Origin of the sequence: Phycicoccus sp. Root101 (assembly GCF_001426245.1) — a bacterium.
In the GTDB taxonomy this organism is placed as follows: Bacteria; Actinomycetota; Actinomycetes; order Actinomycetales; family Dermatophilaceae; genus Pedococcus.
On record NZ_LMCM01000006.1, the window covers coordinates 420,282 to 442,483 of the forward strand.

Genomic DNA, 22,202 nt, shown 5'->3' on the forward strand with positions numbered 1-22,202 from the left:
TTGAATTCGCAACTACCTACACGAGAGGCGAGACCGATGCAGTTCGGGATCTTCACCGTCGGCGACCTGACCACCGACCCCACCACGGGCACCACCGTCAGCGAGCACCAGCGCGTCAAGGACACCGTCGAGCTCGCCAAGCACGTCGAGCAGGTCGGGCTGGACGTCTTCGCGACCGGTGAGCACCACAACCCCCCGTTCGTGCCGTCCTCCCCCACCACGACGCTGGGATTCATCGCCGCCCAGACCTCGCGGCTGCTGCTGTCCACCTCGACGACCCTCATCACGACGAACGACCCCGTGAAGATCGCCGAGGACTACGCGACGCTGCAGCACCTCGCCGACGGTCGTGTCGACCTCATGATGGGCCGCGGCAACACCGGCCCGGTGTACCCGTGGTTCGGCAAGGACATCCGCGACGGCATCGCCCTCGCCGTGGAGAACTACGCGCTGCTGCGCCGGCTCTGGACCGAGGACGTCGTCACCTGGGAGGGCAAGTACCGCACCCCGTTGCAGTCCTTCACCGCCACCCCGCGCCCGCTCGACGGCATCGCGCCGTTCGTCTGGCACGGCTCGATCCGCAGCCCCGAGATCGCCGAGCAGGCGGCCTACTACGGCGACGGCTTCTTCCACAACAACATCTTCTGGCCGATGAGCCACACCCGTCAGATGGTCGCGCTCTACCGTCGCCGCTTCGAGCACTACGGCCACGGCTCGGCCGACCAGGCCATCGTCGGCCTCGGTGGGCAGGTCTTCATGCGGGCCAACAGCCAGGACGCGGTGCGGGAGTTCCGCCCGTACTTCGACAACGCCCCCGTCTACGGCCACGGCCCGTCGCTGGAGGAGTTCAGCCGGGAGACGCCCCTCACGGTGGGTTCGCCCCAGCAGGTCATCGAGCGGTATGCCGCGATGGCCGACTCCGTCGGCGACTACCAGCGCCAGCTCTTCCTCATCGACCACGCGGGGCTGCCGCACTCGACCGTGATGGAGCAGGTCGAGATCCTCGGCACGCAGGTCGTCCCCGAGCTGCGCAGGATCGCCGCCGCCCGCAAGCCGGCCCACGTGCCGGACGCCCCGACCCACGCCAGCCGCCTCGCCGCGGCCCGATCCCTGGAGGTCTCCCGATGACGAGTCCCCTGTCGTCCCAGTCGCGCCCACGCCGGGTCGTGGTGGTCCAGGCGGGCCTCGGACAGCCGTCGTCGACCCGCCTGCTCGGCGAGCGGCTCGCCGCCGCCACCCGCGACGCGCTGCTCGAGCGCGGGCAGGAGGCGACCGTCGACGTGGTCGACCTCCGTGAGCACGCCCACGACCTGGCGAACGCGCTCCTCACCGGCTTCCCCAGCGGTGCGCTGCGTGAGGCCGTCGACGCCGTCGCCTCGGCCGACGCCGTGATCGCGGTGACGCCGGTGTTCCAGGCGTCCTACAGCGGCCTGTTCAAGACCTTCTTCGACGTCCTCGACGAGGGTTCCCTGCGGGGCACCCCGGTGCTGATGGCGGCCACCGCAGGCACTGCCCGCCACTCCCTGGTCCTCGAGCACGCGATGCGTCCGATGTTCGCCTACCTCAAGGCCGTGACGGTCCCGACGGGTGTGTTCGCGGCGTCCGAGGACTGGGGCGGTGGCGACCCGGGCCAGGGGCTGTCCACCCGTGTCGAGGTCGCCGCGGCCGAGCTCGCCGACCTCGTGTCGGGGCGTGCCGCTGCGGCGGCACCGGCCCGCAGCGGCACCGAGCTCGCCGACCCGGTGCCCTTCGAGGAGCTGCTGGCCCGCTGAACCCACGCCGGGATGTCGCTTGTGCCCCGGTAGCAGCACGGAAACGCCGGTATCCGCTACGTCAGATTGCTGATGCCGCCGTGCTGCCACCGGGCGCACCCTGAGTCATCCGCAGCGAATTCCTCCGACTCGTGCCGTGGACAGGATCACCACACGGAGGTGGGCAGAGATGGCAGTCGTCAGTGCGTTGCCGGAGCCGAACGAAGGCGACCGGCACGGACCACGTGGGGAGCCCGAGCTCCGGCTCGGGCCCGAGACGCTGGCACGCATCAGCGCGGTCGCGGCGCAGCCCGGACAGGCCTGGCGCAGCGAGCCGCTCGCCCGCAAGAAGGCGTTCGCCCGGCGCCGCGGGGAGCCGGTCGCCAAGGACGCCGCGGCGCCCGACGTCGATGCGGCCCTCGAGCGCATCTTCCAGAACGCCGACTTCCTCGCCGGGGCGTGGCTGAGCACCGGCGCGACCAAGGCCGATGCCGTGGCGAAGATCAACACCACCAGCGAGCTCGGCACGGGGTTCCTCGTGTCGCCCTGGCTGCTGATGACCAACAACCACGTCATCGACTCACCCGAGACGGCCTCCGGGTCGGTGGCGTGGTTCCGCTACGTCGAGGACGCCGACGGCAACATCACCCCGCGCAAGGTCGCCCTGCAGCCCGAGCGCTGCTTCGTGACGAGCCCCCGCGATGCCCTCGACTACACGGTCGTCGCTGTGGCGCCGCTGGACGGCCAGCCCCCGGGTCAGCAGTTCGGTTCGATCCCGCTGCACGGCGGCGTGGGCAAGATCGTGGTGGGCCAGAACGTCAACGTGATCCAGCATCCGTCGGGTCGCACACGGGAGATCTGCGTCCGCAACAACCTGCTGCTCGAGGTCGTCGACGACACCTTCGTCCTCTATGGCGCCGACACCGAGCCGGGCTCGTCCGGGTCACCCGTCCTCAGCGACACGTGGGAGCTCGTGGCCCTCCACCACGCCAGCGAGCAGAAACGCAACGCGCAGAACCAGTACGTCGACGCCGAGGGCAACCTCGCCACCGACGAGACGCCGGAGTCCAAACGGGTCTGGGTCGCCAACAAGGGAATCCGGGTCTCCGCACTGGTCGCCGACCTCCGTGCGCGGACCCTCGACGAGAGCAACGGCACCGAGGCTAAGGACCTCGTCGGCCAGATGCTCGGACTGGGAGGAAACATATGAGCACCGCCCTGCTCCTCATCCACGGTCGCAGCCAGCAGATGCCTGCGGGGAGCGACCGCAGTGACGCCGCGGTCGCCGACTACGTCGCCCGCAAGAAGCGCGAGTGGCTGGCCGGGCTCGCCAAGGGGGCGACCCTCGCCGGACGGGCCCAGCCCGACGCCGGCGCCGTCTACTTCCCCTACTACGGCAACGTCCTCGCGGACCGGATCGCCGCCCACGAGAAGGCCGGTGGAACGGCGCCACAGCTCGAGGGGCTCGACGTCGCCGCCCAGGCGAAGGCCACCGGGGAAGACCTCCTGCTCGACGGCGCCGCCGAGATCGGCTTCGTCGCCTCCCGCCGGCTGGAACAGACCGACCCCGAGCTGGCCGGTGCTGCCCGGGACGTGGAGAAGGCCCGGGCCAGCGGCGAGGAGGCGTCGTGGGGCGACCTGCTGCGCCCCAAGGTCGTGCGGGAGGCGTTGCGCTTCATCAGCGACAAGACCGGTGCGCCGCAGGCGATCATCACGAGGTTCCTGTCCGACGTGGCCTACTACCTCGAGGACGACGCCATGCGGGACGCCGTCCAGGAGGTCGTGTCCGCCGCCATCGCGCAGGCCTCTGCCGACGGCCACACCGACCTCGTCGTCGTCGGCCACAGCCTCGGCAGCTGTGTGGCCTACGACGCCCTGCAGCGCTACACCCCCGGACCTCGCGTGCGGCTGCTGGTCACGGCCGGCTCCCCCGACGGGTACGCGGTCGTGAAGCGGAACCTCTGGGGCGGCGCCGAAGGGGACGCGGACCGCGGCATACCGGGGGGGATCGAACCGGTCGGTGGAACGCTCAGGTGGCTCAACGCCTACGACGAGCACGACGTCGTGGCGCTGGTGCACCCGCTGACCCCCTTGTTCGCACCGGGCAGTGACGCGATGCGGGACGAACGGGCGCAGAACCCCTCGGACCCGCACTCCATCCAGGACTACCTCTCGGACCCCGATGTCGCGGCAGCCGTCCTCGACGCGGTCGGTGCGGCGCAGGAGGTTCCATGACCTCGACCGAGGGGACGGACGTCCACACCAACAGCCTCGGTGAGCCCGAGGACGAGCCCGTGCAGACCGACAACGGCCCCAAGGAGGGCGACGGCGAGGTCCCCGACCAGGACGCGGTCGAGCTCCCCTCACCCGGCGAGCACGAGGCCGCGGGCCTGGCCGGTGCGGTCCTCGCCGAGGCCCTGCGCCACCGCGGGACCATCGAGGACCCGGTCGGCAGCAACCGGCAGCCGTTCGGGGCGCAGTACGGCTGGAACGGTGTCGCCTGGTGCAACATCTTCGTGTCCCGCGTGGGGTTCGGGGTGGCCGGCGACTACGACCTGCTGGGCAAGTTCGCCTCCACCGTGGCGTGCGCGCGGTGGTGGGACGGCCAAGGGCGGTTCGGCCACGAACCCCGTCCGGGCGCCGCGGTGTTCTTCGACTGGGACGGCGGTCGCCGGATCGACGCCATCGACCACATCGGGCTCGTCGTCGAACCCCTCGCGAACGGACGCGTCCGCACGATCGAGGGCAACGCCGCCATCCCCGGCAAGAGCGACGGCGTCTGGGTCCACGACCGCTCGACCCGCTTCATCGTGGGCTACGGCTACCCCGCGTACTCGGGAGCGGTGCCACTCACCAAGGCGGCTGCCACGCAGGGCCGTGGTGACGCCGCGACGGCCTCCCGCGGGACCGCCCGAGCCCCGGTGGGGACGCCCCCGCCGTTCCCGGGACTGATGAGGAAGGGGTCCACCGGCCCGGGGGTGCTGGCCCTCCAGCGCCGCCTCGTCCAGCGCGGGTGGGAGCTCGACGCCGACGGCGAGTTCGGGCCCGTGACCGACCGCGTCGTCCGCGGGTTCCAGCAGGACAAGGGGCTCGAGGTGGACGGTGAGGTCGGGCCGAGGACGTGGTCCGCGCTCTGGACCACCCCGGTGACCTAGGGACGGACGACCCGTGATGAGGACGCACCGCGCTTCGCACCGCACGTCACGACCTGCCCGGTCGCACGCGGCGGCGGTGCTGGCCGTCGGGGTGCTCCTGCTGGGTGGGTGCGCGGCGAGCGGTGGCTCGGGTGGTGCGACCGCAGCCGGCGACCCCGGCAACGGCTCCTCGCAGGCGTCCGGGGACAGCGAGACCTTCGACTCCCCCGAACCCGAGCCCACGACCCCGGACAGCTCCGACAGCTCGACCTCGGACGACGCCCCGGCGATCGCGGTGGCCAGGCTCCCCATCGGCGGCGATGCGCAGGACGACGGTGACGACCCCCGGCTCCAGTGCGCCCACGTCACGTGGATCGCCAGTCCCGACGGGCAGATCCCGCGGGGGACCGGCATCGAGATCACCCGGGTGCTGTTCGACCCCGCGTCGTTCGAGGCGGTCGACCAGGGGTGCGGCTCGGAACGCCCGAGCTGCCTGCACTACGTCTTCCGGACATCGGCCCTGCAGTGCGACCTCCCCGTCCGGGCCACCGGCGACGTCGCCCAGGACGCGAACCCCTCGCTCGGCTTCGCCGGCCTCGTCTTCTGCCCCGACCCGACCTCGGCGACGTGTCGGCACTTCGTCGGCGCGCTCGCGAACGAGCAGCAGCTCTCGGTGTCGCTCAACGTGCCGCAGCTGCCGCCCGGGTCCGGCGATGCCAGCACCGACACGAGCAGCGACTCGGGCACCGACACGGGCACGGACGCCACGACCGACGGCGGATGATGGCCGCCGACGAGCCGGCCCGCGGGGTCTCGTGGGACCGCGTCTACAGCGTGGCCGGCAACATCGTGGCGCCCGCCACCGCACTGAGCACCCTGCTGTTCTACTTCGGCTACGTCTCGACCCGGGCGCAGTACCTCTACTTCGGGCTGGACGTCGACACGATCGGGCTCTCGACCCAGAGCTTCGTCATGCGCAGCCCGGGTCCGCTGCTCGTGCCGCTGCTCGTCCTGGTCCTGCTGGTGGCCGGTGCCATCGCCGCGAACCGCTGGCTCGCGCCGCGACTGACGCGACGCGCCTCGCTCGCCCTCGCCGTCGGAATGGGGCTCCTCGCCGCCGGGCTCGTGCTGCTGTTCGCCTACGCGATGGTCGGCCGGTGGCCGTACTACCCCTTGGTCACGCCAGTCCTCATGGCGCTGGGAGGCACCGTCACGGCATACACCCTGGGGTTGCGTGGGAGCTCGATCCGGCTGCGGGTCGCCCTCTGGATCACCGTGGCGGCAGCCGTTTTCTGGGCCAACGCCACCGTGGCCCAGTGGTCGGGGACGGGACTGGCGCAGGAGCAGGCGGGGCACCTCGAGGACCTCCCGCGGGTCGTCGTCGACACCCGCGAACGGTTGTACCTGCGCAGCCCCGACATCACCGAGACGGCCTTGCCGGTCGAGGAGGGACAGACCTTCCGCTACCGGTACCGAGGGCTGCGCCTGCTGGTCCAGAACGGCGACCGGATGTTCCTCGTCCCCTGCTCCGAGCAGGTCTCCCCCTGCCCGCACCGGCCAGGCAGCGCGACGATCGTCGTGCGGTGGAACGACAGCACGCGGGTCCAGTTCGTCGCCCCCTGAACGCCCCCCGGCTCAGCGGTCGCGGTTGCGGGGGTGCTGCCGGGCCCGGCGCTCGTTGCCGCGCCGGTAGTTCCCGGTCACCCGCGCCATGAGCTCCTGCGGGTCACCGCGCTGCGCGTCCTCGAGGAACTCCGCCGCGCGACGTCCGCGCAGCACGGAGGCGAGGCGGCCGTGGTGCGTCACCACGACCTCTTCGCCGCGTCGCTCGAACGCGAACCCCTCCGGTGGTCCTGCCATGCCGTGAGGGTATGGCGCGTGGCCCCCGGTGTCGCGCGGGTTTCAGAGCTTGCCGAGGATCGTCATCGTCCGCTCCCACGCTCGTCGTCGTCGCCGTCACGAGACAGGAGGTCCACACCCCTCGCCCTGATACGCGCTGCCCCATAGATTGGCTCGCATGAGTGCACTTGAGCGTTTCTCCCTCGCGGGCCGCGTCGCCGTCGTGACCGGAGGGACGCGCGGGCTCGGTGCCGGGTTCGCCGAGGCGCTCGGGGACGCCGGCGCCAGCGTGGTCCTCGTCGGACGTGACGTGTCCGCAGCGGAGGGTGTGCTCGCGACGTTGCGCGCCAAGGACATCCGCACCGAGTTCGTCGAGGCCGACGTCACCGTGCCCGACGACGTCCAACGCGTGCTCGACGCGACGCTCGCAGCCTTCGGGCGGGTCGACATCCTCGTCAACAACGCCGGTGCCTGCGTCCACGCGCCCGCCCTGGACGTCACGCCGGAGGACTGGCGGGCCGTCATGGCGGTCAACGTCGACGCCGTGTGGACCTGCTCGCAGACGTTCGGTCGTCACTTCGTCGCCGAGGGGTCCGGGTCGATCGTCAACATCGGCTCGATGTCGGGCTTCATCGTCAACCGACCACAGTGGCAGCCCGCGTACAACGCCTCGAAGGCCGCGGTCCACCACCTGACCCGCAGCCTCGCCGCCGAGTGGGCGCCGCACGGAGTCCGGGTCAACGCCCTCGCCCCCGGCTACATCAAGACCGACATGTCGCCGGTCGACGACCCGAAGTTCCGCCAGCACTGGATCGAGGACGCACCGATGCGGCGCTACGGCACCGTCGAGGAGCTCGCGCCCGCCGTGGTCTTCCTCGCCAGCGACGCGTCGTCGTTCGTCACGGGGTCGGTCCTCGTGGCCGACGGCGGGTACACCACGTTCTGACCCACCCCCATCCACCCACACCGTCAGGAGAAGTCATGGCCACCACCCGCAACGCCTCGGCCCACTGGGAGGGCTCCCTCATGGAGGGTGCCGGGAGCGTCACCCTCGACTCGTCCGGCCTCGGGACGTACGACGTGACCTGGCCCTCGCGCGCGGAGGAGGCGAACGGCAGGACCAGTCCGGAGGAGCTCATCGCAGCAGCGCACTCGACCTGCTTCTCGATGGCGCTCTCGCACGGGCTGGCCCAGGCGGGCACGCCGGCCACGTCGATCGACACCACCGCGGCAGTGACGTTCCAACCGGGCACCGGCATCACCGGGGTCGCGCTCACGGTCACGGGTGTCGTCCCCGGACTGACGGCCGAGCAGTTCGACGAGGCCGCCCAGGCCGCCAAGGCGGGCTGCCCGGTGAGCCAGGCGCTGTCGGTGCCCATCACGCTGGAGTCCAGCTTCAGCGAGTGAGCCGGGACCGGTGGACACCTGGCTGGTGACGGCGGACGGGATCGAACCTCACCCGTCCTCGGACATCGCCGCGCTGCTGGCCCGCCCCGAGGGCTTCGTCTGGGTGGACGCCCCGGACTTCGACGACGAGGTGGAGCACGTCCTGCGGGACGTGCTCCACGCGCACCCGTTGGTGCTCAAGGCCTGCCGAGAGCGCAACTTCGTCCCGACGGTCCACGGGTACGAGGACCACACCTTCGTCGTCGTGCACACGCCGCTCCCCGGGGAGGGCGGGCACGTCCACATGCTCGAGCTCGACCAGCTCGTCGGTGCCCGCTACCTCGTCACCGTCCACGGCCCACGCAACCCCGCCGTCCCCGCGTCCGAGGCCACCGCCCAGACCGATGCCGTCCGCGAACGCATCGCCGCGGGACGGCTCCGGCCCACCACTCCCGGGGACCTCTCGTACGCGATCGGGTCGGCCATGGCGCGGCGGCAGAGCGAGGTGGTGCGCTCGGTGGCAGCCCGTCTCCCCGCCCTCGAGATGCAGGTCATGGGATCGGACTTCCGGCAGCCGGAGGTGCTGCTCGAGCAGCTGTTCCTCCTCCGCCACGAGCTCCTGATCTCCCGGACGCAGGCGGGGCAGGCCCACGAGATCTTCGGCAGGCTCGCCTCGCTGGACCGCTTCTCCTCCACGCAGTCCCGGCGCCATGCCCAGGACCTGAGTGAGCAGTTCGACCGGGTGCGCAGCCTCGCCGACGGCGAGAGCGCGTTCCTGTTCGGCGTCATCGAGCTCTACCAGACCCGGGTCACGACGAAGATGACCGTGGCGATGGAGCGGCTGGCGGTCATCGCCGCGATCACGCTGCCGGTCACCGCCATCGCCTCGGTCTACGGGATGAACGTGATCGTCAACCAGAGCACCCACTGGGTCCAGCTCGTCGTCGTCCTCGCCGTGATGACGTCGATCAGCCTCTGGCTGCTGCGCTGGGCCCGCCGCCAGGGCTGGTGGTGACCTCGGTCAGTCCTCGTGGAGGGTGCGGTGACGACCGCCCCGCAGGCCGCTGAGGGCCAGCACGACCCCGACGACCGCGACGACCGGGCCGATGACGGCCCACAGGGTCACGCCGCTCATCACGCTGCCGCCGAGGACGTCGATGCCCTGGAGGAACCAGACCACCCCGATGAGGACGAGGAAGGCACCGAGGGCCACGCGCACAGGCTTCATACCGCGACCCTAACCCCGCACCGCCTCCGCGGCTGGTCGGGCGCCTCTCCCTCGCGAGGCGCCCGACCAGGGCTCAGAAGTCCTCGTCGAACCCGACCGAGCCGCTGACCCCCATCTGGTAGGCGGACACGCGGCGCTCGAAGAAGTTCGACAGCTCCTGCACGTCCTGGAGCTCCATGAACGCCAGCGGGTTCTTCGAGCCGTACTCCGGCGCGAGGCCGAGCTGCTCGAGCCGTCGGTCGGCGACCGACTCGAGGTACGTGCGCATGTCCGCGGTGGACAGGCCCGCCACTCCCCCGCCGAGCAGGTCCTCGGCGAACTGCGCCTCGGCGTCCACGGCGGCCCGGATCATCGCCCGCACCTGGTCGGCGAGCTCGTCGTCGAACAGGTCGGGCTCCTCGGCCCGCACCGTGTCGACGACGTCGAAGGCGAACGCCATGTGCATCGACTCGTCGCGGAACACCCAGTTGGTGCCGCTGGCCAGCCCGTTGAGCAGACCCCGGGACCGCAGGAAGTAGACGTACGCGAAGGCGCCGTAGAAGAACAACCCCTCGATGCACGCGGCGAAGCAGATCAGGTTGAGCAGGAACGCCCTGCGGTGCTCACGCGTCTCGAGCTGGTCGAGCTCGAACACGGTGTCGATCCACTCGAAGCAGAAGTCCGCCTTGGCCTTGATCGACGGGATGTTGTCGACCGCGGCGAACGCCTCGTGCCGCTCCTTCTCGTCAGGCACGTAGGTGTCGAGCAGCGTCAGGTAGAACTGCACGTGCACGGCCTCCTCGAACAGCTGACGGCTGAGGTAGAGCCGTCCCTCCGGTGAGTTGACGTGCTGGTAGAGGTTGAGGACGAGGTTGTTCGCGACGATCGTGTCGCCGGTCGCGAAGAACGCCACCAAACGGCTGACGAGGTGTCGTTCGGCCGCCGTGAGCCGCTGGAGGTCCTTGAGGTCGCTGTGCAGGTCCACCTCCTCCACGGTCCAGGTGTTCTTGATGGCGTCGCGGTACCGCTCGTAGAAGTGCGGGTAGCGCATCGGCCGCAGGGTGAGGTTCATCCCGGGGTCGAGCAGCATCTTCGTGGCGGTCGGGCCGGTCGTGGTGGTGTCGGTCGTGGTGGTCATTCGCAGGCCTCGCAGCTCTCGGGGTTCTCGAGGGAGCACGCGATGGCTGCCTCGTCGGTGACGGTGGGTGGGGCGGCGGTCAGGCCGATCGTGGCCTGCTGGATGCGCGTGGCCGGGCGGGACCTCAGGTAGTAGGTCGTCTTGAGCCCGGCCTTCCACGCGTAGAGGTACATCGAACTGAGCTTCCCGATGGTCGGTGACGCGAGGAAGAGGTTGAGCGACTGGCTCTGGTCGATGTACGGCTGGCGCGCGGCCGCCAGCTCGATGAGCGCCTTCTGCGGCAGCTCCCACGCCGTGCGGAAGAGGTGGCGGACGTCCTCGGGGATCGCCGTGATGCCCTGCACCGACCCCTCGCTGCGCTTGATCGCCTCACGCACCTCGGGGGTCCACAGGTCGCGCGCCTTGAGCTCGCGCACCAACGCCGTGTTGACCTGGAGGAACTCCCCCGACAGCGTCTCCCGCTTGAACAGCGTCGACACCTGCGGCTCGATGCACTCGTACACCCCGGCGATCGACGCGATGGTCGCCGTCGGCGCGATGGCGATGAGCAGGGAGTTGCGAAGACCGTTTTCTTTGATGGCCTTCCGCAGCTCCGTCCAACGCTCCGCCTGCGTCGGGGTCACGTCCCAGAGGTCCGGCTGGAGATCGCCGCGAGCCGCGCGCGTCTGCTCGTATGCAGGGTGCGGACCGTGCACGGAGGCCAGCTCGGTCGACCGCTCGAGCGCCGAGAGGTAGACCTCCTCGGCGATGCGGGTGGACAGCTCCTTGGCCTCGTCGGAGTCGAACGGCAGCCGCAGGGCGAAGAAGACGTCCTGCAGCCCCATCACCCCGAGTCCCACGGGGCGCCAGCGCGGGTTGGAGGCCGCCGACTCCTCGCTCGGGTAGTAGTTGATGTCGATGACCCGGTCGAGGTAGGTCACCGCGGTGCGGACGGTGGCGCGCAGCTTCGCCCAGTCGACGGCATCGCGGCCGGTGGTGAGGTGCTGGGCGAGGTTGACCGAGCCGAGGTTGCAGACCGCGGTCTCGTCGTTGCTGGAGACCTCGATGATCTCCGTGCAGAGGTTGGACAGGTGGACCACCGGTGAGCCAACCACCTGGTCGTCGCTGGTCTGGTTGCAGGTGCGGTTGCTGGCGTCCTTGAACGTCATCCAGCCGTTGCCCGTCTGGGCGAGGGTCCGCATCATCTTGCCGTAGAGCTCGCGCGCGCTGACGGTGCGCACCACGCGGCCGTCGCGCTCCGCGGCGGCATACGCGGCCTCGAAGGCGGGGCCCCACAGGTCGGGGAGCTCGGGCACCTGGTCGGGGTCGACCAGGCTCCACTGCTCGTCCGCCTCCACCCGGCGCATGAACTCGTCGGGGATCCAGTTGGCGAGGTTGAGGTTGTGGGTGCGCCGTGCGTCCTCGCCGGTGTTGTCACGCAGCTCGAGGAACTCCTCGATGTCGGGGTGCCACGGCTCGAGGTAGACACAGGCCGCACCCTTGCGACGGCCGCCCTGGTTGACGGCGGAGACCGACGAGTCGAGCGTGCGCAGCCACGGGACGATGCCGTTGGAGTGGCCGTTCGTGCCCCGGATCAGGGCGCCTCGCGAGCGGACCCGGGACCACGAGATCCCAATGCCCCCAGCGAACTTCGAGAGCTTCGCGACCTGGGCGTAGCGGTCGTAGATCGACTCGAGCTGGTCCTGCGGCGAGTCCACGAGGTAGCACGAGGACATCTGGGTGTGCCGCGTGCCGGAGTTGAACAGTGTGGGCGAGCTGGGCAGGTAGGCCAGCGATGCCATCAGCCGGTAGAAGGCGATGGCCTCCTGCGGGGTGCGCGAGAGGCCGCAGGCGACGCGCAGCAGGAAGTACTGCGGGGTCTCGATGACGCTGCGGGTCTCGGGGTGCCGCAGCAGGTAGCGGTCGTACACGGTCCGCAGCCCGAAGTACTCGAAGCGACGGTCGTTCGACACGTCGACGGCGTGGTCGAGCTTGCGGGCGTTGGCCTCCACGAAGGCGGCCGTCTCGTCGCCGATGAGGCCCTCGAGGTGGCCGAGGCGGACGGCCTGGCTGAACGACGCGATCTGCTGTCCGCGCACCTCCTTGTCGATGTAGTTGGACAGCAGGCGCGCGGCGAGCCGCGAGTACTCCGGCTCGCTCGCCGTCATCTCCGCAGCGGTCTGGATGGACAGGCGGTCGAGCTCGGCGGTCGTCGCACCGTCGTAGAGGCCGCTGATCGTGCGGGTGGCGATCGCCATGGGGTCGACCTCGCCGAGGTCGTCGCACCAGCGCTCGACGGCGCGGACGATCTTCATGACGTCGACGGGTTCGCTGTCGCCGTTGCGCTTGCGCACGGCCATGCTCGTCCGACGGGTGGGGGTGGTGCTGGTGGTCGACGGGTCGACCACGGGGGTCTGGGTCATCCTGCTCTCTCCTCGCGAGCGAATCGGTGCCGCGGGCGCGAGGGGGACGACGACGCAGCCGTGCCGGCACACCGACACGGGACTGCAGAAGCCGGGTGACCCACCCTCGAGGCCACGACTCAACCGCGCACGGTGTGCGCGGCCGCTGGCAGGTCTTCGGACTCGTGGACCCGTCGTTGCCGGCTCCCCCGACCGTCCGTGGACGGTCCTGGGACCCGGCGAGACACCTACTGGCCGTCGCTTCCCACACGCCGAGGCGTGCAGTGCTTGGTGACGACTGTCGTTTCCACTCACCGCTGCGGGGCAGTCCCGGACTCGCACCGGGTTCCCTCTTGCCCCGGGTCCCGTGTGCACGGGACCCGGACCAGCGAGACACACCATATGCGGGTGACGGGGGCGATTGACAGCACCACATGTGGGGTCCGCGTGTCGCCGCCCTACGCTTCCTCCGTGCCCGCACTCCCCCGGCCCCGGCGACCGGTCCGCCACCCGTCGGCTGCCCCTTCGACAGCCCCGGCCACCGGACGGAGGCGAGTCCTCGCGCTGGTGCTCGCCGCCACGACGCTGGCCGGGTGCACCGCGACGCCCTCGCGGACCGGCGGCGGGACCGGACCCCGGGTCTCGACGCAGGCGGCATACCCGCGGCTCACGCCCTCGTGCCCGGTGGTCACGGGCACGACCCCGCCGGCGGTGACGGTGGACGAGCTCAACCGCGTCGTCGCCGGGCTCGACCTGCCCCTGTGGCAGGCCGGTGACATCGGCGCCAGCACGAGGCTGCCGGACGGTCGGATCGTGTGGGTCTTCGGCGACACCGTCCGTCGCGATGACGTCCGTCCCCGGGTCGTCGCCAACTCGATGCTGGTGACGAGCGGCTTGTGCACCTCGCAGGTGCAGACGCGGGACAGTGGTCCGGTCATCCGCGACCGCGAGGACGGTGTCGTGCACTGGCCCATGTCCGTCGCCACCCTGCGACGCGGCGATCGGACCCTGCTCGTGGTCATCTCGGCGCGCATCCGCAGAGGCACGGCCGGCGCTCTCGACTTCACGTATCTCGGTAGCAGCGCAACGGTTTTCGACGCCACGACGGCCGGGTCTCCGCAGCTGCAGAGCCAGCTCGACATCACCCCGGACAGCACGGCGGCCGACCAGGTCAACTGGGGTTCGGCGATGACGGTCCAGGGTCGGTGGATCTACGTCTACGGCACGCGGTTGCCCGGGCGGACCTCCTTCGGACGAGCCCTGTACGTCGCCCGCGCCCCGGCCGCCGACGCGCGGGACCGCGGCACCTGGCAGTTCTGGGACGGCGTGCGCTGGTCGCTCGACCCCGACTCCGCGACGGCTGTGCTCCCGGCTGAGGGTGGGGTGTCGCAGACCCTGTCGGTCGACGTCGTGGACGGGCGTTTCGTCGTCGTCTCGAAGCGCGACGGCGACCTCGGCAGCACGGTCTACTCGTGGACGTCGGGCTCGCCCACCGGGCCGTGGACCCCGAGGCGTGGGGTCCGTGCCGAGTTCCGCGACCCCGCCGGGCAGCTGCGTTACGCACCCCTGGCCCATCCCGGCATACGGCTGGCAGACGGACGGCTCCTCATCTCGATCTCGCGCAACACCACCGACTTCGGTCGACTGCTGTCCCAGCCCACCCTGGGGCGCCCGGTGTTCGCGGAGATCGACCGCCCCTGACCGCGGCAGGACCTCGCTGCGGCCCGCGGGAAGGGACCTAGGTCTCTGCCCGGGTGTCGCCACCGACGACGACAGTGGGGTGAGCACAGGTGCACCACCGCTCTCGAGCGAGGAGCCCGAGCATGTGCCCGACCGAGTCTCCGACCATGTGCCCGACCGAGTCCCCGACCGAGTCCCCGACGACGTCCGCGCCCCACACCCCCTCGCGGGGAGGGCGGGCCCTCCGGCTCGTGTCGTGCGCGGTCCGGGACCTGGTCCCCGTCGAGCTGCACCCGTCCCCCGCGCGGGTCGGCGTCAGCGACGACCTCGTGCAGCTGCCGGGGTTGCGCACCCTCCCGACCGCACAGGAGTCGGAACGGGTCAACCGCCCCAAGGAGCCGAGCATCATCGTCTCCTCGTCCGGGATGGCGTCCGGCGGGAGGGTCGTGCACCACCTGCGCACCCTCCTCCCTGACCGCCGCAACACCGTCGTCCTGACGGGCTACCAGGCCGTCGGCACCCGGGGTCGGGCGCTCGCCGAGGGCGCCCACGAGGTCAAGATCGCCGGGGCGTACGTCCGGGTGCGGGCCGAGGTCGTCCAGGACCAGGGCTTCTCGGTACACGCCGACGCCGACGAGCTGGTCGCGTGGGTCATCGGTCTCGTCCAGCCGCCCGAGGCGGTCTTCGTGACGCACGGCGAGCCGCAGGCCGCCGCCGCGCTGGCCGACCGGTTGCGTCGGGAGACGGGTGCGACGGTCGTCGTCGCGCGCCTCGGGGAGCGCGTCGTCGTCCCCTGAGGACCGGCGGGGATCAGTGCCGGCGGGGATCAGTGCCGGCGGTCGGGTTCGACCGCGGCGGCCGCGACCTGGTCGGGTCGGGGCACCGGGACGGCGTCGGGCGCGACGACGTGGGGCGGGACGACCAGCACGTCGCAGGGCATCCGGTCGAGGACGCCACGGGCGACGGACCCGCTGATGAGTCCTGCGAGCCGACCTTCCCCGTGGGTCCCCACGACGACCAGGTCGTGGGGTCCGGCGTGGGACAGCAGCGCCGGCACCGGTCGTTCGACCTCGACGACGACCCGGGCCAGGGAGTGGTCGGGCGACCGCTGGGCCAACAGGAGGTCGCCGTGCCGCTCCCAGACACCCCGCGCGAGCAGGTGCAGCTCGGTGTCCGTCCGCGGGACGGCGTGCACGACCGTGAGGGCCCAGCCCCGGAGCTGGGCCGCCTCGACGGCGACACGCAGCACGACGGCGGCGCTCGGTTCGTCGTCGACGCCCACGACGACCACCGGGTGCGGCCCGCCGACCCGGTGGACCGCGCCAGCCCCGGGCCTCGGGCCGGCCACGAGCACGGGGCACCGAAGGCGGCGGACGAGCTGTTCGCTGGTCGAGCCGGAGGCGAAGGCCCCGAGTCCCCCGGAGCCGTGCCGGCCCACGACGAGCAGGGCCGTCCCCCCGGCGAGCCCGTCGAGCTGGGGGGAGTCCACCTCCGTGGCGGTGAGGGCCGTGACAGGGACCCGGTCGCCCACGCGCTCGAGCGCACGACACCCGATCGCACCGGCCCACAGCGCGCCTTCGGCGCTCGCCCGGGACCAGTCGCGCAGGTCGTGCAGCCCGGCGCCGCGACCGTCCTCGACGGTGAGGACGACCAGCGGGAGCGCTCGGCGCCGAGCCTCCTCGACGGCCACGTCGACCGCCTCGACGGACTCCCAGGACCCGTCGCACCCGACGACGACCGCCAGGCCCTCCTCCGGCCGCGTCGTCATGGTGTCGCCGGGCCGGACGGCTCGCTGCGGTGGACGCCGCCGGCGACGGCGAACCGACGCCCGCTGACCTCGTCCGCCTCGACCCGCAGGAAGTGCGGCTTCACCGAGTCGTGCCACGGGAACAGCGGCAGGGACAGGGCCTCGAGGACGTCGTGCAGCCGGGACACCTCGGCCGCCCGGCCCTTGACGACGACGCTCCACGCAGTGGCGGTGGCCACGTCGTACCCGTCGACCTCGAACGCCACGAGGTGGCCCAGGGCGCTCTCGAGCTTGGTGCCGGCAGCGGTGCGGATGACGATCGACGCGTGGTCGACGACGTGGTTGACCGGGAAGATCTCCGGCTGGCCGTCGATGGCCGTCGCGAGCCGTCCGACGACGGCCTCGCGCAGCAGGGCCCAGCACTCGTGCCGGGGGATCTCGTGGGTGGCGGGTGCGGTGCTCGTGGTCATGACAGCAGCGTCCTCCCGGCCCGCAACAGCCGTATGGGGCGAAGGTCCCGTGCCCACGTCCGGGACCTTCGCCCCTCCCGCCGATGCCCCCTCAGGGCGACCGTGGGCAGGCAGGAGAGCGAGAGGAGCTGGTCATGAACAGGTTGGACGAACCACCGCGGCACGCCGTGGTCGTCGGGGTCGACGGGTCGGCGGCCGCCCACCGGGCGCTGGACGTCGCCGTCGAGGAGGCCCGTCGCCTGCGTCGGCCCCTGCACGTCCTGCACGCGACAGGTGTGGGGATCGTGCCCTGGACGACCGAGCGGCTGGAGGCGCAGGACCTCGTCGCCGAGGCGGCAGCCCGTCAGGCGCGCGAGGCCGCGCCCGACCTCGAGGTGACCCGCGGGACCGTCGTCGCCGACCCGGCTGCAGCGCTCGTCGACGCCAGCCGGACGGCCGACCTCGTCGTCGTCGACTCGGGTGGTCTCGGCCGCGCCTCCGGGCTGCTCCTGGGCTCGACCAGTCGCGCCGTCGCCGCGCACGCCCGCTGCCCCGTGCTGCTGGCTCCGCACCGGGGTGACTGGAAGGCCCACGGACCGGTCGTCGTCGGCGTGGACGCCTCGGAGCAGTCGATGCCCGCTGTCGCCTGGGCGTTCGCCGAGGCCTCCTCCCGCGAGGCTCCCCTGCTCGCTGTCCACACGTGGTGGTGGGAGGAGCCCGACCCGTTCCTGTCGGGGCGCGACTGGGAGGGCGAGTGGCGCGACGTCGCCGAGTCCCAACGACTCGAGGTCGCCGAGATGCTGGCCGGGTGGCAGGAGAAGTACCCCGACGTCCACGTCGCCACCACCCTCGTCCGCGGCCACGCCGCGACGATCCTCGCCGAGGAGTCGCGCGACGCCCAGTTGCTCGTCGTCGGGACACGCGGCCGCGGTGGCTTCCGGGGTCTGCTCCTGGGTTCGGTGAGCGCGTCGCTCGTGACGCACGCCCGGTGCCCCCTGACCGTCGTGCCGTCCAGCCATCCGGGCACCCCCTGACCACCGGGGGCGGCACCCCTGCCACCCCGTCCACCCCTTCGGACAAGGAGCTCCCATGAACGACCTCGACACCTCCCCCGCCGTCCCCGGCGCCGTCCCTCGGGAAGGGCCGGGCACCGCATACGCCACCGACCACACGGGCCTGCGGGTCCTCGACCTGGAGGACTGCCTGAACCGTCTGGGGGCGGCCCCCGTCGGCCGCCTGGCGTTCCCACTCGACGGCGAGATCGCGGTGCTCCCCGTCAACCACCTGCTCGACGGGGTGGACATCTGCTTCCGGACCGCCGGAGGCTCCAAGATCCAGGCCGCGCTGGACGGGGACGCCGTGTCCTTCCAGGTCGACGAGTGGGACGCGGCAGCCCGTTCGGGCTGGTCCGTGCTCGTGCACGGGACGGCCGCGGTCGTCACCGACGAGGCCGAGGCCGCTCGGCTGGTCTCGCTTGCCCGTCGTCCGTGGGTCAGGCTCGACGAGCGCGAGGCGCGCTGGGTCCGGGTGTCCACCCGTCAGGTCACCGGTCGGATGCTCCTGCCCGGCTGACGTCGGTGGTGGGCTCGAAGGTGCGCTCGAAGGTGGGCTCGTGGTGGGCTCGGTGGTGGACCCGGCCCCGCGGATGCCTTCCCGGTCGCCTACGGGACGGCGCGCCCGCCGCGACCACCGGCGCCGTGGGTGGCGACGTAGACGGCGGCCTGCGTGCGTCGCTCCATGTTCATCTTGGCCAGGACCGACGTGACGTAGTTCTTCACCGTCTTCTCCGCCAGGGACATGGCCTCGCCGATCTGGCGGTTGGTCAGCCCTGCGGCGATGTGGTCGAGGATGCGGCGCTCCTGGGGGCTGAGGGACCGCAGCCGGGGGTCGGCGTCGTGGTCCTGCGACCAGTCGGTGCGCACCCGACGTGCCCGCTCGGGGTCCAGCAGGTTCTCGCCGCGGGCGACCCGCTCGATGGCCTCGACGAGACCGTTGCCACGGATGTCCTTGAGCAGGTACCCGGCGGCACCGGCCAGGATCGCAGCCGTGAGCGCGGTGTCGTCGTCGAACGACGTCAGGATCAGCCCGGCGATGGACGGGTCGACCGACCGCACCTGGCGGCACGCCTCGATCCCGGACCCGTCGGGGAGCCGGGCGTCGAAGATCGCCACGTCGGGGCGCAGCGCCGGGATGCGACGGGCGGCCTCCTGGGCCGACCCCGACTCCCCGATCACCGTGAAACCCGGTGTGCCCTCGAGCAGCTCACGCAGGCCACGGCGCACGATCTCGTGGTCGTCCAGGAGGAAGATCGTCGTCATGGTGCTCCTTCGGGCGTGCTGGTGGTGGCGACGATGACGCCGAGACCACGATGACACCTGGCGGCGCTCACGCCCGGGACCATGGTCCCCCCGGTCGGGCAGCACGACCGGCAGGGGCCGCACCGCCGCCCGTGGGGACGCTCCACGTGAGGCGGGTGCCGCACGGGTGTGCGGCACTGACGGCGCACTGACCGCCCCGGGCCGCAGCGCGCTCGGCGAGGTTGGCCAGGCCGCTGCGCCGGCCGGTCGCCGGTGCGCCGACGCCGTCGTCGACGATGACGACCTCGAGGCTCGGCCCCATCGACACCCGGACCGTCGCCGAGGTCGCCTGCGCGTGACGGGCCACGTTGGCCAGACCCTCGCGGACCACCGCCGCCACGTCCTGCTCCTGCTCCGGGGTGATGCCCACGGCCTCACCGAACAGCTCCAGCCGCGCCGCGAAGCCCAGCACGTCGGTGTAGCTGCCGACCAGCTCCTCCAGCCGACCCCGCAGGCCGGTCGGCGCCGGGAGGGGGGTCAGCTGGTAGATGGCCTGCCTGATGTCCTTGATGGCGAGGTCGAGCTCCCCCACCGCCTCCTCGAGCCGGGACCGCACCATCGGGTGCTGCGCCAGCCGCCCGCTGGCCTGGAGGGACAGCCCCGTGGCGAAGAGCCGCTGGATCACGTGGTCGTGCATGTCCCGGGCGATGCGCTCCCGGTCCTCCAGCAGGGCGACCACGGCCCGGTCCTTCTGGGCGCTGGCCGCCACCAGCGCGAGTCCCACGTGCTGGGCGAACTCCTGCAACGGCCCGAGCACCCCGGACGCCACGTCCTGGTCGGCCGACTCCCAGCAGACCAGCAAGGCCCCCACGGGGGTGGCTCCGGCGACGATCGGCACGAGCGCGGTCGGGCCGGAGCTCTCGACCCCGGTGATGGCCACGACGTCGTCGACGATCTCCGCCACCGCGGCCTGCTGCTCCCCCGGGATGAGCAGCAGGGGCTGGCGGACGTCACGCACCTGCTCCCAGTGCGGTCCGGTCAGGGTGCCGAAATCGCCTCTCCCGTCAGGGATCTCGACGGCACCGCTGTCACGCCGGTGCACCACTGCGACCACCGGCGGCAGCCCTTCGCGCTCCAGGGCGATGGCGCAGGCCCTCGCACCCGACACGCGGCAGACCTGGTCGGCGACGACCCCCAGGGCGGCGGTCTCGGTCTCCCCCTCGAGCAGCGCCTGGGTCACGTCGGCCACGGCCTGCGCCCACTGGCGCTGGACCTGGGTGCGTTCGTAGAGGCGGGCGTTCTCGATGGCCACACCCGCGGCAGCGGCCAGGGCCACGACGAGCTCCTGGTCCTCGTCGGAGAACTCGGGCGCCCCCTCCTTCACCGCCAGGTACAGGTTGCCGAACACCTCGTCCCGGACGCGGATCGGTGCGCCGAGGAAGCTGCTCATCGGCGGGTGGTTGGGCGGGAACCCGTACGAGTCGGGGTGGGACGTGATGTCGGCGATCCGGCGCGGACGCGGGTCGCGGATGAGCAGGCCGAGCACGCCGTGCCCGCGGGGTGGGTCGCCGATCCGTTGCCGTTCCTCCTCCCCCAGGCCGTGGGTGATGAACTCCATCAGGTGGTCGCGATCCGGTGCCAGGACCCCCAGAGCGCCGTACCGGGCGCCCACCAGCGTGCACGCGGACCGGACGATGCGCGTGAGCACCTCGGAGAGCTCGAGCCCGGCGCTGACCGCGATGACCGCGTCCAGCAGGCCATCGGTCTGCGGTGAGGACGGGACAGGGACTGCGTGGGGTTCGCCGGGGTCCATGGCCCGAGGATAGGCCGGGCCGGCGGCGCGGGACCGGTGTGCCGCGAACGGCACCGCTGCGGCGGCACACCGGCCGTGCCCGGTGCCGGACCTCGACGGGCGACGGTGGGCGGGACCTTCGCCCGTGTCGGTCCGCGCGCAGGTTCGCAGAGACTGGCCCCATGACCAACGTGCCTCGACCCAGCCACCCCGACCCGACCGCGCGAGAGGTGGTCGTCGGCCTCGTCAACGACGGCATGGCACTGGGTGTCGCCGTCCGGGGGGTCGAGCTGGCCGCGAGCCTGGGCGCCTCGATCCGGTTCGTCCAGGTCGTGCCGGTGGGGCTCGACCCCACCGAGCGGGCCGAGGCCGAGAGCGCGACGTTCGCGGCCGGGCTCAAGGCGTTGCGCCACGGGAAGCACCGTGGCGTGACCTTCGAGTCACCCGCCGGCGACCCCGCGGTCGTCCTCGTCGAGCGCAGCTCCAAGGCCGTCGGGCTGGTCGTGGGGCAGGACCGGAGCAGCGACGACACGGGTCCCGGTGGGACGCAGGTGGGTGCCTACTGCTCGGCGCACGCACGGTGCCCGGTGCACGTCGTGCCGCGTGCCGCCACATCGAACGTCAGGGACCAAAGCCACTGGGAGACAGCGGCATCCGGCTCCTAACGTCATGACTGGGCCCTTGGCGCCACGGCGCCGAGGGAGGGGTCGCTCGACCCCGTCCCAACGGCCCCAGCCATGCCTGACAAGGAGAAGACGATGTCCACCATCTCGCGCCACCGCGGATCGACCAGTACCACCAAGGCGCCTCAGGAACCCTCCCAGCAGCAGGGTCTGGGTACCGCCCTCGGACTCCTTCGCCTCGCCCTGGGATGGGTGTTCCTGTGGGCCTTCCTGGACAAGCTGTTCGCCCTCGGGTTCGCCACCGGGAGGGACGCCAAGACCGGCGTGGTCGACCGGTTCGGCGATGCCGCCTGGGTCAACGGGGGCTCACCCACCAAGGGGTTCCTGACGTTCGGGACCGCCGGACCGCTCAAGGACTTCTACGGCAGCTTCGCCGGCGCGGCCTGGGCCGACTGGCTGTTCATGCTCGGCCTGTTCGGCATCGGCGTCGCGTTGGTCCTCGGCGTGGGGATGCGCATCGCGACCGTGGCCGGCTCGGCCATGCTGGTGATGATGTGGAGCGCCTACCTGCCCCCGGACAACAACCCCTTCATGGACGACCACCTCGTGTACGCCCTGGCCCTGGTCGTCCTGCTCGCCTCGGGTGCCGGGAAGCACCTCGGTCTAGGGAGGGCGTGGAACCGCCTGACCGTCGTGCGGCACCACCGCTGGCTGCGCTAGCACCAGCCGGCTCGAGGACGACCGCGGCACCACCTCCGGTGTCGCGGTCGTCCTCCGT

At 71.8% G+C, this 22,202-nt stretch carries 24 protein-coding genes and 1 riboswitch; of the genes, 16 read left to right on the forward strand and 8 right to left on the reverse strand.

Features of this window, described 5'->3' with window-relative positions; genetic code table 11:
- Positions 1-36: 36 nt before the first annotated feature.
- The 7 genes from ASC58_RS09355 to ASC58_RS09385 all read left to right on the forward strand — a co-directional run bounded on the left by ASC58_RS09355 (position 37) and on the right by ASC58_RS09385 (position 6,508).
- The gene (locus ASC58_RS09355; protein ID WP_056914533.1) at positions 37-1,128 is read left to right on the forward strand and encodes an LLM class flavin-dependent oxidoreductase; all 1,092 of its coding nucleotides are present in this window, start codon (positions 37-39) and stop codon (positions 1,126-1,128) included.
- On the forward strand, positions 1,125-1,772 hold the full coding sequence (locus ASC58_RS09360) for an FMN reductase (protein ID WP_056914534.1): 648 nt from the start codon (positions 1,125-1,127) through the stop codon (positions 1,770-1,772). Before ASC58_RS09355 ends, ASC58_RS09360 begins: the two co-directional genes overlap by 4 nt.
- 169 nt (positions 1,773-1,941) lie before the next feature.
- Positions 1,942-2,961, forward strand: a complete 1,020-nt coding sequence (locus ASC58_RS09365) for a serine protease (protein WP_056914535.1) — start codon at positions 1,942-1,944, stop codon at positions 2,959-2,961.
- Positions 2,958-3,986 carry a hypothetical protein gene (locus ASC58_RS09370; protein WP_056914536.1) on the forward strand — a complete coding sequence of 343 codons (1,029 nt, stop codon included), beginning with the start codon at positions 2,958-2,960 and terminating at the stop codon, positions 3,984-3,986. Before ASC58_RS09365 ends, ASC58_RS09370 begins: the two co-directional genes overlap by 4 nt.
- Entirely contained in the window at positions 3,983-4,906 is a 924-nt protein-coding gene (locus ASC58_RS09375) for a peptidoglycan-binding protein (RefSeq protein WP_056914537.1), read from the forward strand. The genes ASC58_RS09370 and ASC58_RS09375 overlap by 4 nt, the downstream gene beginning before the upstream one ends.
- A gap of 16 nt (positions 4,907-4,922) precedes the next feature.
- Complete coding sequence (locus tag ASC58_RS09380; RefSeq protein WP_157581213.1) at positions 4,923-5,669, forward strand: hypothetical protein; 747 nt, start codon at positions 4,923-4,925, stop codon at positions 5,667-5,669.
- Positions 5,666-6,508, forward strand: coding sequence for a hypothetical protein (locus ASC58_RS09385; protein WP_200947767.1), 843 nt, complete (start codon positions 5,666-5,668; stop codon positions 6,506-6,508). The genes ASC58_RS09380 and ASC58_RS09385 overlap by 4 nt, the downstream gene beginning before the upstream one ends.
- Positions 6,509-6,520: 12 nt before the next feature.
- On the opposite strand, the gene ASC58_RS09390 is transcribed toward ASC58_RS09385, so the two are convergent.
- Complete coding sequence (locus ASC58_RS09390) at positions 6,521-6,745, reverse strand: hypothetical protein (protein ID WP_056919078.1); 225 nt, start codon at positions 6,743-6,745, stop codon at positions 6,521-6,523.
- A 157-nt stretch (positions 6,746-6,902) separates the two neighbouring features.
- On the opposite strand from ASC58_RS09390, the gene ASC58_RS09395 reads away from it, so the two are divergent.
- The 3 genes from ASC58_RS09395 to ASC58_RS09405 are packed head-to-tail and all read left to right on the forward strand — an operon-like array spanning position 6,903 to position 9,125.
- Positions 6,903-7,670, forward strand: coding sequence for an SDR family NAD(P)-dependent oxidoreductase (locus ASC58_RS09395; RefSeq protein ID WP_056919079.1), 768 nt, complete (start codon positions 6,903-6,905; stop codon positions 7,668-7,670).
- Positions 7,671-7,705: 35 nt separating this feature from the next.
- A complete protein-coding gene (locus ASC58_RS09400) occupies positions 7,706-8,131 on the forward strand; it encodes an OsmC family protein (protein ID WP_056914542.1) in 426 nt (141 codons plus the stop codon).
- Between the two features lie 10 nt (positions 8,132-8,141).
- Positions 8,142-9,125, forward strand: a complete 984-nt coding sequence (locus ASC58_RS09405; RefSeq protein ID WP_056919080.1) for a magnesium transporter CorA family protein — start codon at positions 8,142-8,144, stop codon at positions 9,123-9,125.
- Between the two features lie 6 nt (positions 9,126-9,131).
- Here ASC58_RS09405 and ASC58_RS09410 read toward each other — a convergent pair whose 3' ends face one another.
- The 3 genes from ASC58_RS09410 to ASC58_RS09420 all read right to left on the reverse strand — a co-directional run bounded on the left by ASC58_RS09410 (position 9,132) and on the right by ASC58_RS09420 (position 12,857).
- Positions 9,132-9,338: a hypothetical protein gene (locus tag ASC58_RS09410; protein ID WP_056914544.1), complete on the reverse strand. Its 207-nt coding sequence runs from the start codon at positions 9,336-9,338 to the stop codon at positions 9,132-9,134.
- 73 nt (positions 9,339-9,411) lie between these two features.
- Positions 9,412-10,455, reverse strand: coding sequence for a ribonucleotide-diphosphate reductase subunit beta (locus ASC58_RS09415; protein ID WP_056914545.1), 1,044 nt, complete (start codon positions 10,453-10,455; stop codon positions 9,412-9,414).
- Positions 10,452-12,857, reverse strand: coding sequence for a ribonucleoside-diphosphate reductase subunit alpha (locus tag ASC58_RS09420; RefSeq protein ID WP_056919081.1), 2,406 nt, complete (start codon positions 12,855-12,857; stop codon positions 10,452-10,454). Before ASC58_RS09420 ends, ASC58_RS09415 begins: the two co-directional genes overlap by 4 nt.
- Before the next feature lie 129 nt (positions 12,858-12,986).
- Positions 12,987-13,241, reverse strand: a riboswitch (cobalamin riboswitch).
- Between the two features lie 66 nt (positions 13,242-13,307).
- Between ASC58_RS09420 and ASC58_RS09425 the strand changes: the two genes are divergently transcribed.
- The gene (locus ASC58_RS09425) at positions 13,308-14,537 is read left to right on the forward strand and encodes a DUF4185 domain-containing protein (protein WP_162246832.1); all 1,230 of its coding nucleotides are present in this window, start codon (positions 13,308-13,310) and stop codon (positions 14,535-14,537) included.
- A gap of 146 nt (positions 14,538-14,683) precedes the next feature.
- Complete coding sequence (locus ASC58_RS09430) at positions 14,684-15,313, forward strand: MBL fold metallo-hydrolase RNA specificity domain-containing protein (protein ID WP_235529162.1); 630 nt, start codon at positions 14,684-14,686, stop codon at positions 15,311-15,313.
- Positions 15,314-15,342: 29 nt separating this feature from the next.
- Here ASC58_RS09430 and ASC58_RS09435 read toward each other — a convergent pair whose 3' ends face one another.
- A complete protein-coding gene (locus ASC58_RS09435; RefSeq protein ID WP_056914550.1) occupies positions 15,343-16,284 on the reverse strand; it encodes a universal stress protein in 942 nt (313 codons plus the stop codon).
- Positions 16,281-16,733 (reverse strand): pyridoxamine 5'-phosphate oxidase family protein, encoded by a 453-nt coding sequence (locus tag ASC58_RS09440; protein WP_056914551.1) that lies wholly within the window; start codon positions 16,731-16,733, stop codon positions 16,281-16,283. The genes ASC58_RS09435 and ASC58_RS09440 overlap by 4 nt, the downstream gene beginning before the upstream one ends.
- A gap of 134 nt (positions 16,734-16,867) precedes the next feature.
- Between ASC58_RS09440 and ASC58_RS09445 the strand changes: the two genes are divergently transcribed.
- Positions 16,868-17,746 (forward strand): universal stress protein, encoded by an 879-nt coding sequence (locus ASC58_RS09445; protein WP_056914552.1) that lies wholly within the window; start codon positions 16,868-16,870, stop codon positions 17,744-17,746.
- A 55-nt stretch (positions 17,747-17,801) separates the two neighbouring features.
- A complete protein-coding gene (locus ASC58_RS09450; RefSeq protein ID WP_056914553.1) occupies positions 17,802-18,284 on the forward strand; it encodes a pyridoxamine 5'-phosphate oxidase family protein in 483 nt (160 codons plus the stop codon).
- A gap of 89 nt (positions 18,285-18,373) precedes the next feature.
- On the opposite strand, the gene ASC58_RS09455 is transcribed toward ASC58_RS09450, so the two are convergent.
- Both ASC58_RS09455 and ASC58_RS09460 read right to left on the reverse strand, forming a co-directional pair.
- Positions 18,374-19,030, reverse strand: a complete 657-nt coding sequence (locus tag ASC58_RS09455; RefSeq protein WP_056914554.1) for a response regulator transcription factor — start codon at positions 19,028-19,030, stop codon at positions 18,374-18,376.
- A gap of 67 nt (positions 19,031-19,097) precedes the next feature.
- The gene (locus ASC58_RS09460; protein ID WP_056919083.1) at positions 19,098-20,822 is read right to left on the reverse strand and encodes a GAF domain-containing sensor histidine kinase; all 1,725 of its coding nucleotides are present in this window, start codon (positions 20,820-20,822) and stop codon (positions 19,098-19,100) included.
- Between the two features lie 161 nt (positions 20,823-20,983).
- Here ASC58_RS09460 and ASC58_RS09465 point away from each other — a divergent pair, with 161 nt between their 5' ends.
- Both ASC58_RS09465 and ASC58_RS09470 read left to right on the forward strand, forming a co-directional pair.
- Positions 20,984-21,466, forward strand: coding sequence for a universal stress protein (locus ASC58_RS09465; protein WP_056919084.1), 483 nt, complete (start codon positions 20,984-20,986; stop codon positions 21,464-21,466).
- A gap of 72 nt (positions 21,467-21,538) precedes the next feature.
- Positions 21,539-22,144 (forward strand): hypothetical protein, encoded by a 606-nt coding sequence (locus ASC58_RS09470; protein WP_157598415.1) that lies wholly within the window; start codon positions 21,539-21,541, stop codon positions 22,142-22,144.
- The last annotated feature ends 58 nt before the right edge of the window (positions 22,145-22,202 follow it).

Excerpts from the sequence above, each read along its gene's own strand:
- ASC58_RS09375 (WP_056914537.1), top strand. The coding sequence starts at position 3,983 with ATGACCTCGACCGAGGGGACGGACGTCCACACCAACAGCCTCGGTGAG.
- ASC58_RS09380 (WP_157581213.1), top strand. The coding sequence starts at position 4,923 with ATGAGGACGCACCGCGCTTCGCACCGCACGTCACGACCTGCCCGGTCG.
- ASC58_RS09365 (WP_056914535.1), top strand. The coding sequence starts at position 1,942 with ATGGCAGTCGTCAGTGCGTTGCCGGAGCCGAACGAAGGCGACCGGCAC.
- ASC58_RS09440 (WP_056914551.1), bottom strand. The coding sequence starts at position 16,733 with ATGACCACGAGCACCGCACCCGCCACCCACGAGATCCCCCGGCACGAG.
- ASC58_RS09385 (WP_200947767.1), top strand. The coding sequence starts at position 5,666 with ATGATGGCCGCCGACGAGCCGGCCCGCGGGGTCTCGTGGGACCGCGTC.
- ASC58_RS09360 (WP_056914534.1), top strand. The coding sequence starts at position 1,125 with ATGACGAGTCCCCTGTCGTCCCAGTCGCGCCCACGCCGGGTCGTGGTG.
- ASC58_RS09465 (WP_056919084.1), top strand. The coding sequence starts at position 20,984 with ATGACCAACGTGCCTCGACCCAGCCACCCCGACCCGACCGCGCGAGAG.
- ASC58_RS09395 (WP_056919079.1), top strand. The coding sequence starts at position 6,903 with ATGAGTGCACTTGAGCGTTTCTCCCTCGCGGGCCGCGTCGCCGTCGTG.
- ASC58_RS09420 (WP_056919081.1), bottom strand. The coding sequence starts at position 12,857 with ATGACCCAGACCCCCGTGGTCGACCCGTCGACCACCAGCACCACCCCC.
- ASC58_RS09415 (WP_056914545.1), bottom strand. The coding sequence starts at position 10,455 with ATGACCACCACGACCGACACCACCACGACCGGCCCGACCGCCACGAAG.
- ASC58_RS09435 (WP_056914550.1), bottom strand. The coding sequence starts at position 16,284 with ATGACGACGCGGCCGGAGGAGGGCCTGGCGGTCGTCGTCGGGTGCGAC.
- ASC58_RS09470 (WP_157598415.1), top strand. The coding sequence starts at position 21,539 with ATGCCTGACAAGGAGAAGACGATGTCCACCATCTCGCGCCACCGCGGA.
- ASC58_RS09455 (WP_056914554.1), bottom strand. The coding sequence starts at position 19,030 with ATGACGACGATCTTCCTCCTGGACGACCACGAGATCGTGCGCCGTGGC.
- ASC58_RS09450 (WP_056914553.1), top strand. The coding sequence starts at position 17,802 with ATGAACGACCTCGACACCTCCCCCGCCGTCCCCGGCGCCGTCCCTCGG.
- ASC58_RS09390 (WP_056919078.1), bottom strand. The coding sequence starts at position 6,745 with ATGGCAGGACCACCGGAGGGGTTCGCGTTCGAGCGACGCGGCGAAGAG.
- ASC58_RS09445 (WP_056914552.1), top strand. The coding sequence starts at position 16,868 with ATGAACAGGTTGGACGAACCACCGCGGCACGCCGTGGTCGTCGGGGTC.
- ASC58_RS09400 (WP_056914542.1), top strand. The coding sequence starts at position 7,706 with ATGGCCACCACCCGCAACGCCTCGGCCCACTGGGAGGGCTCCCTCATG.
- ASC58_RS09460 (WP_056919083.1), bottom strand. The coding sequence starts at position 20,822 with ATGGACCCCGGCGAACCCCACGCAGTCCCTGTCCCGTCCTCACCGCAG.
- ASC58_RS09370 (WP_056914536.1), top strand. The coding sequence starts at position 2,958 with ATGAGCACCGCCCTGCTCCTCATCCACGGTCGCAGCCAGCAGATGCCT.
- ASC58_RS09410 (WP_056914544.1), bottom strand. The coding sequence starts at position 9,338 with ATGAAGCCTGTGCGCGTGGCCCTCGGTGCCTTCCTCGTCCTCATCGGG.
- ASC58_RS09355 (WP_056914533.1), top strand. The coding sequence starts at position 37 with ATGCAGTTCGGGATCTTCACCGTCGGCGACCTGACCACCGACCCCACC.
- ASC58_RS09430 (WP_235529162.1), top strand. The coding sequence starts at position 14,684 with ATGTGCCCGACCGAGTCCCCGACCGAGTCCCCGACGACGTCCGCGCCC.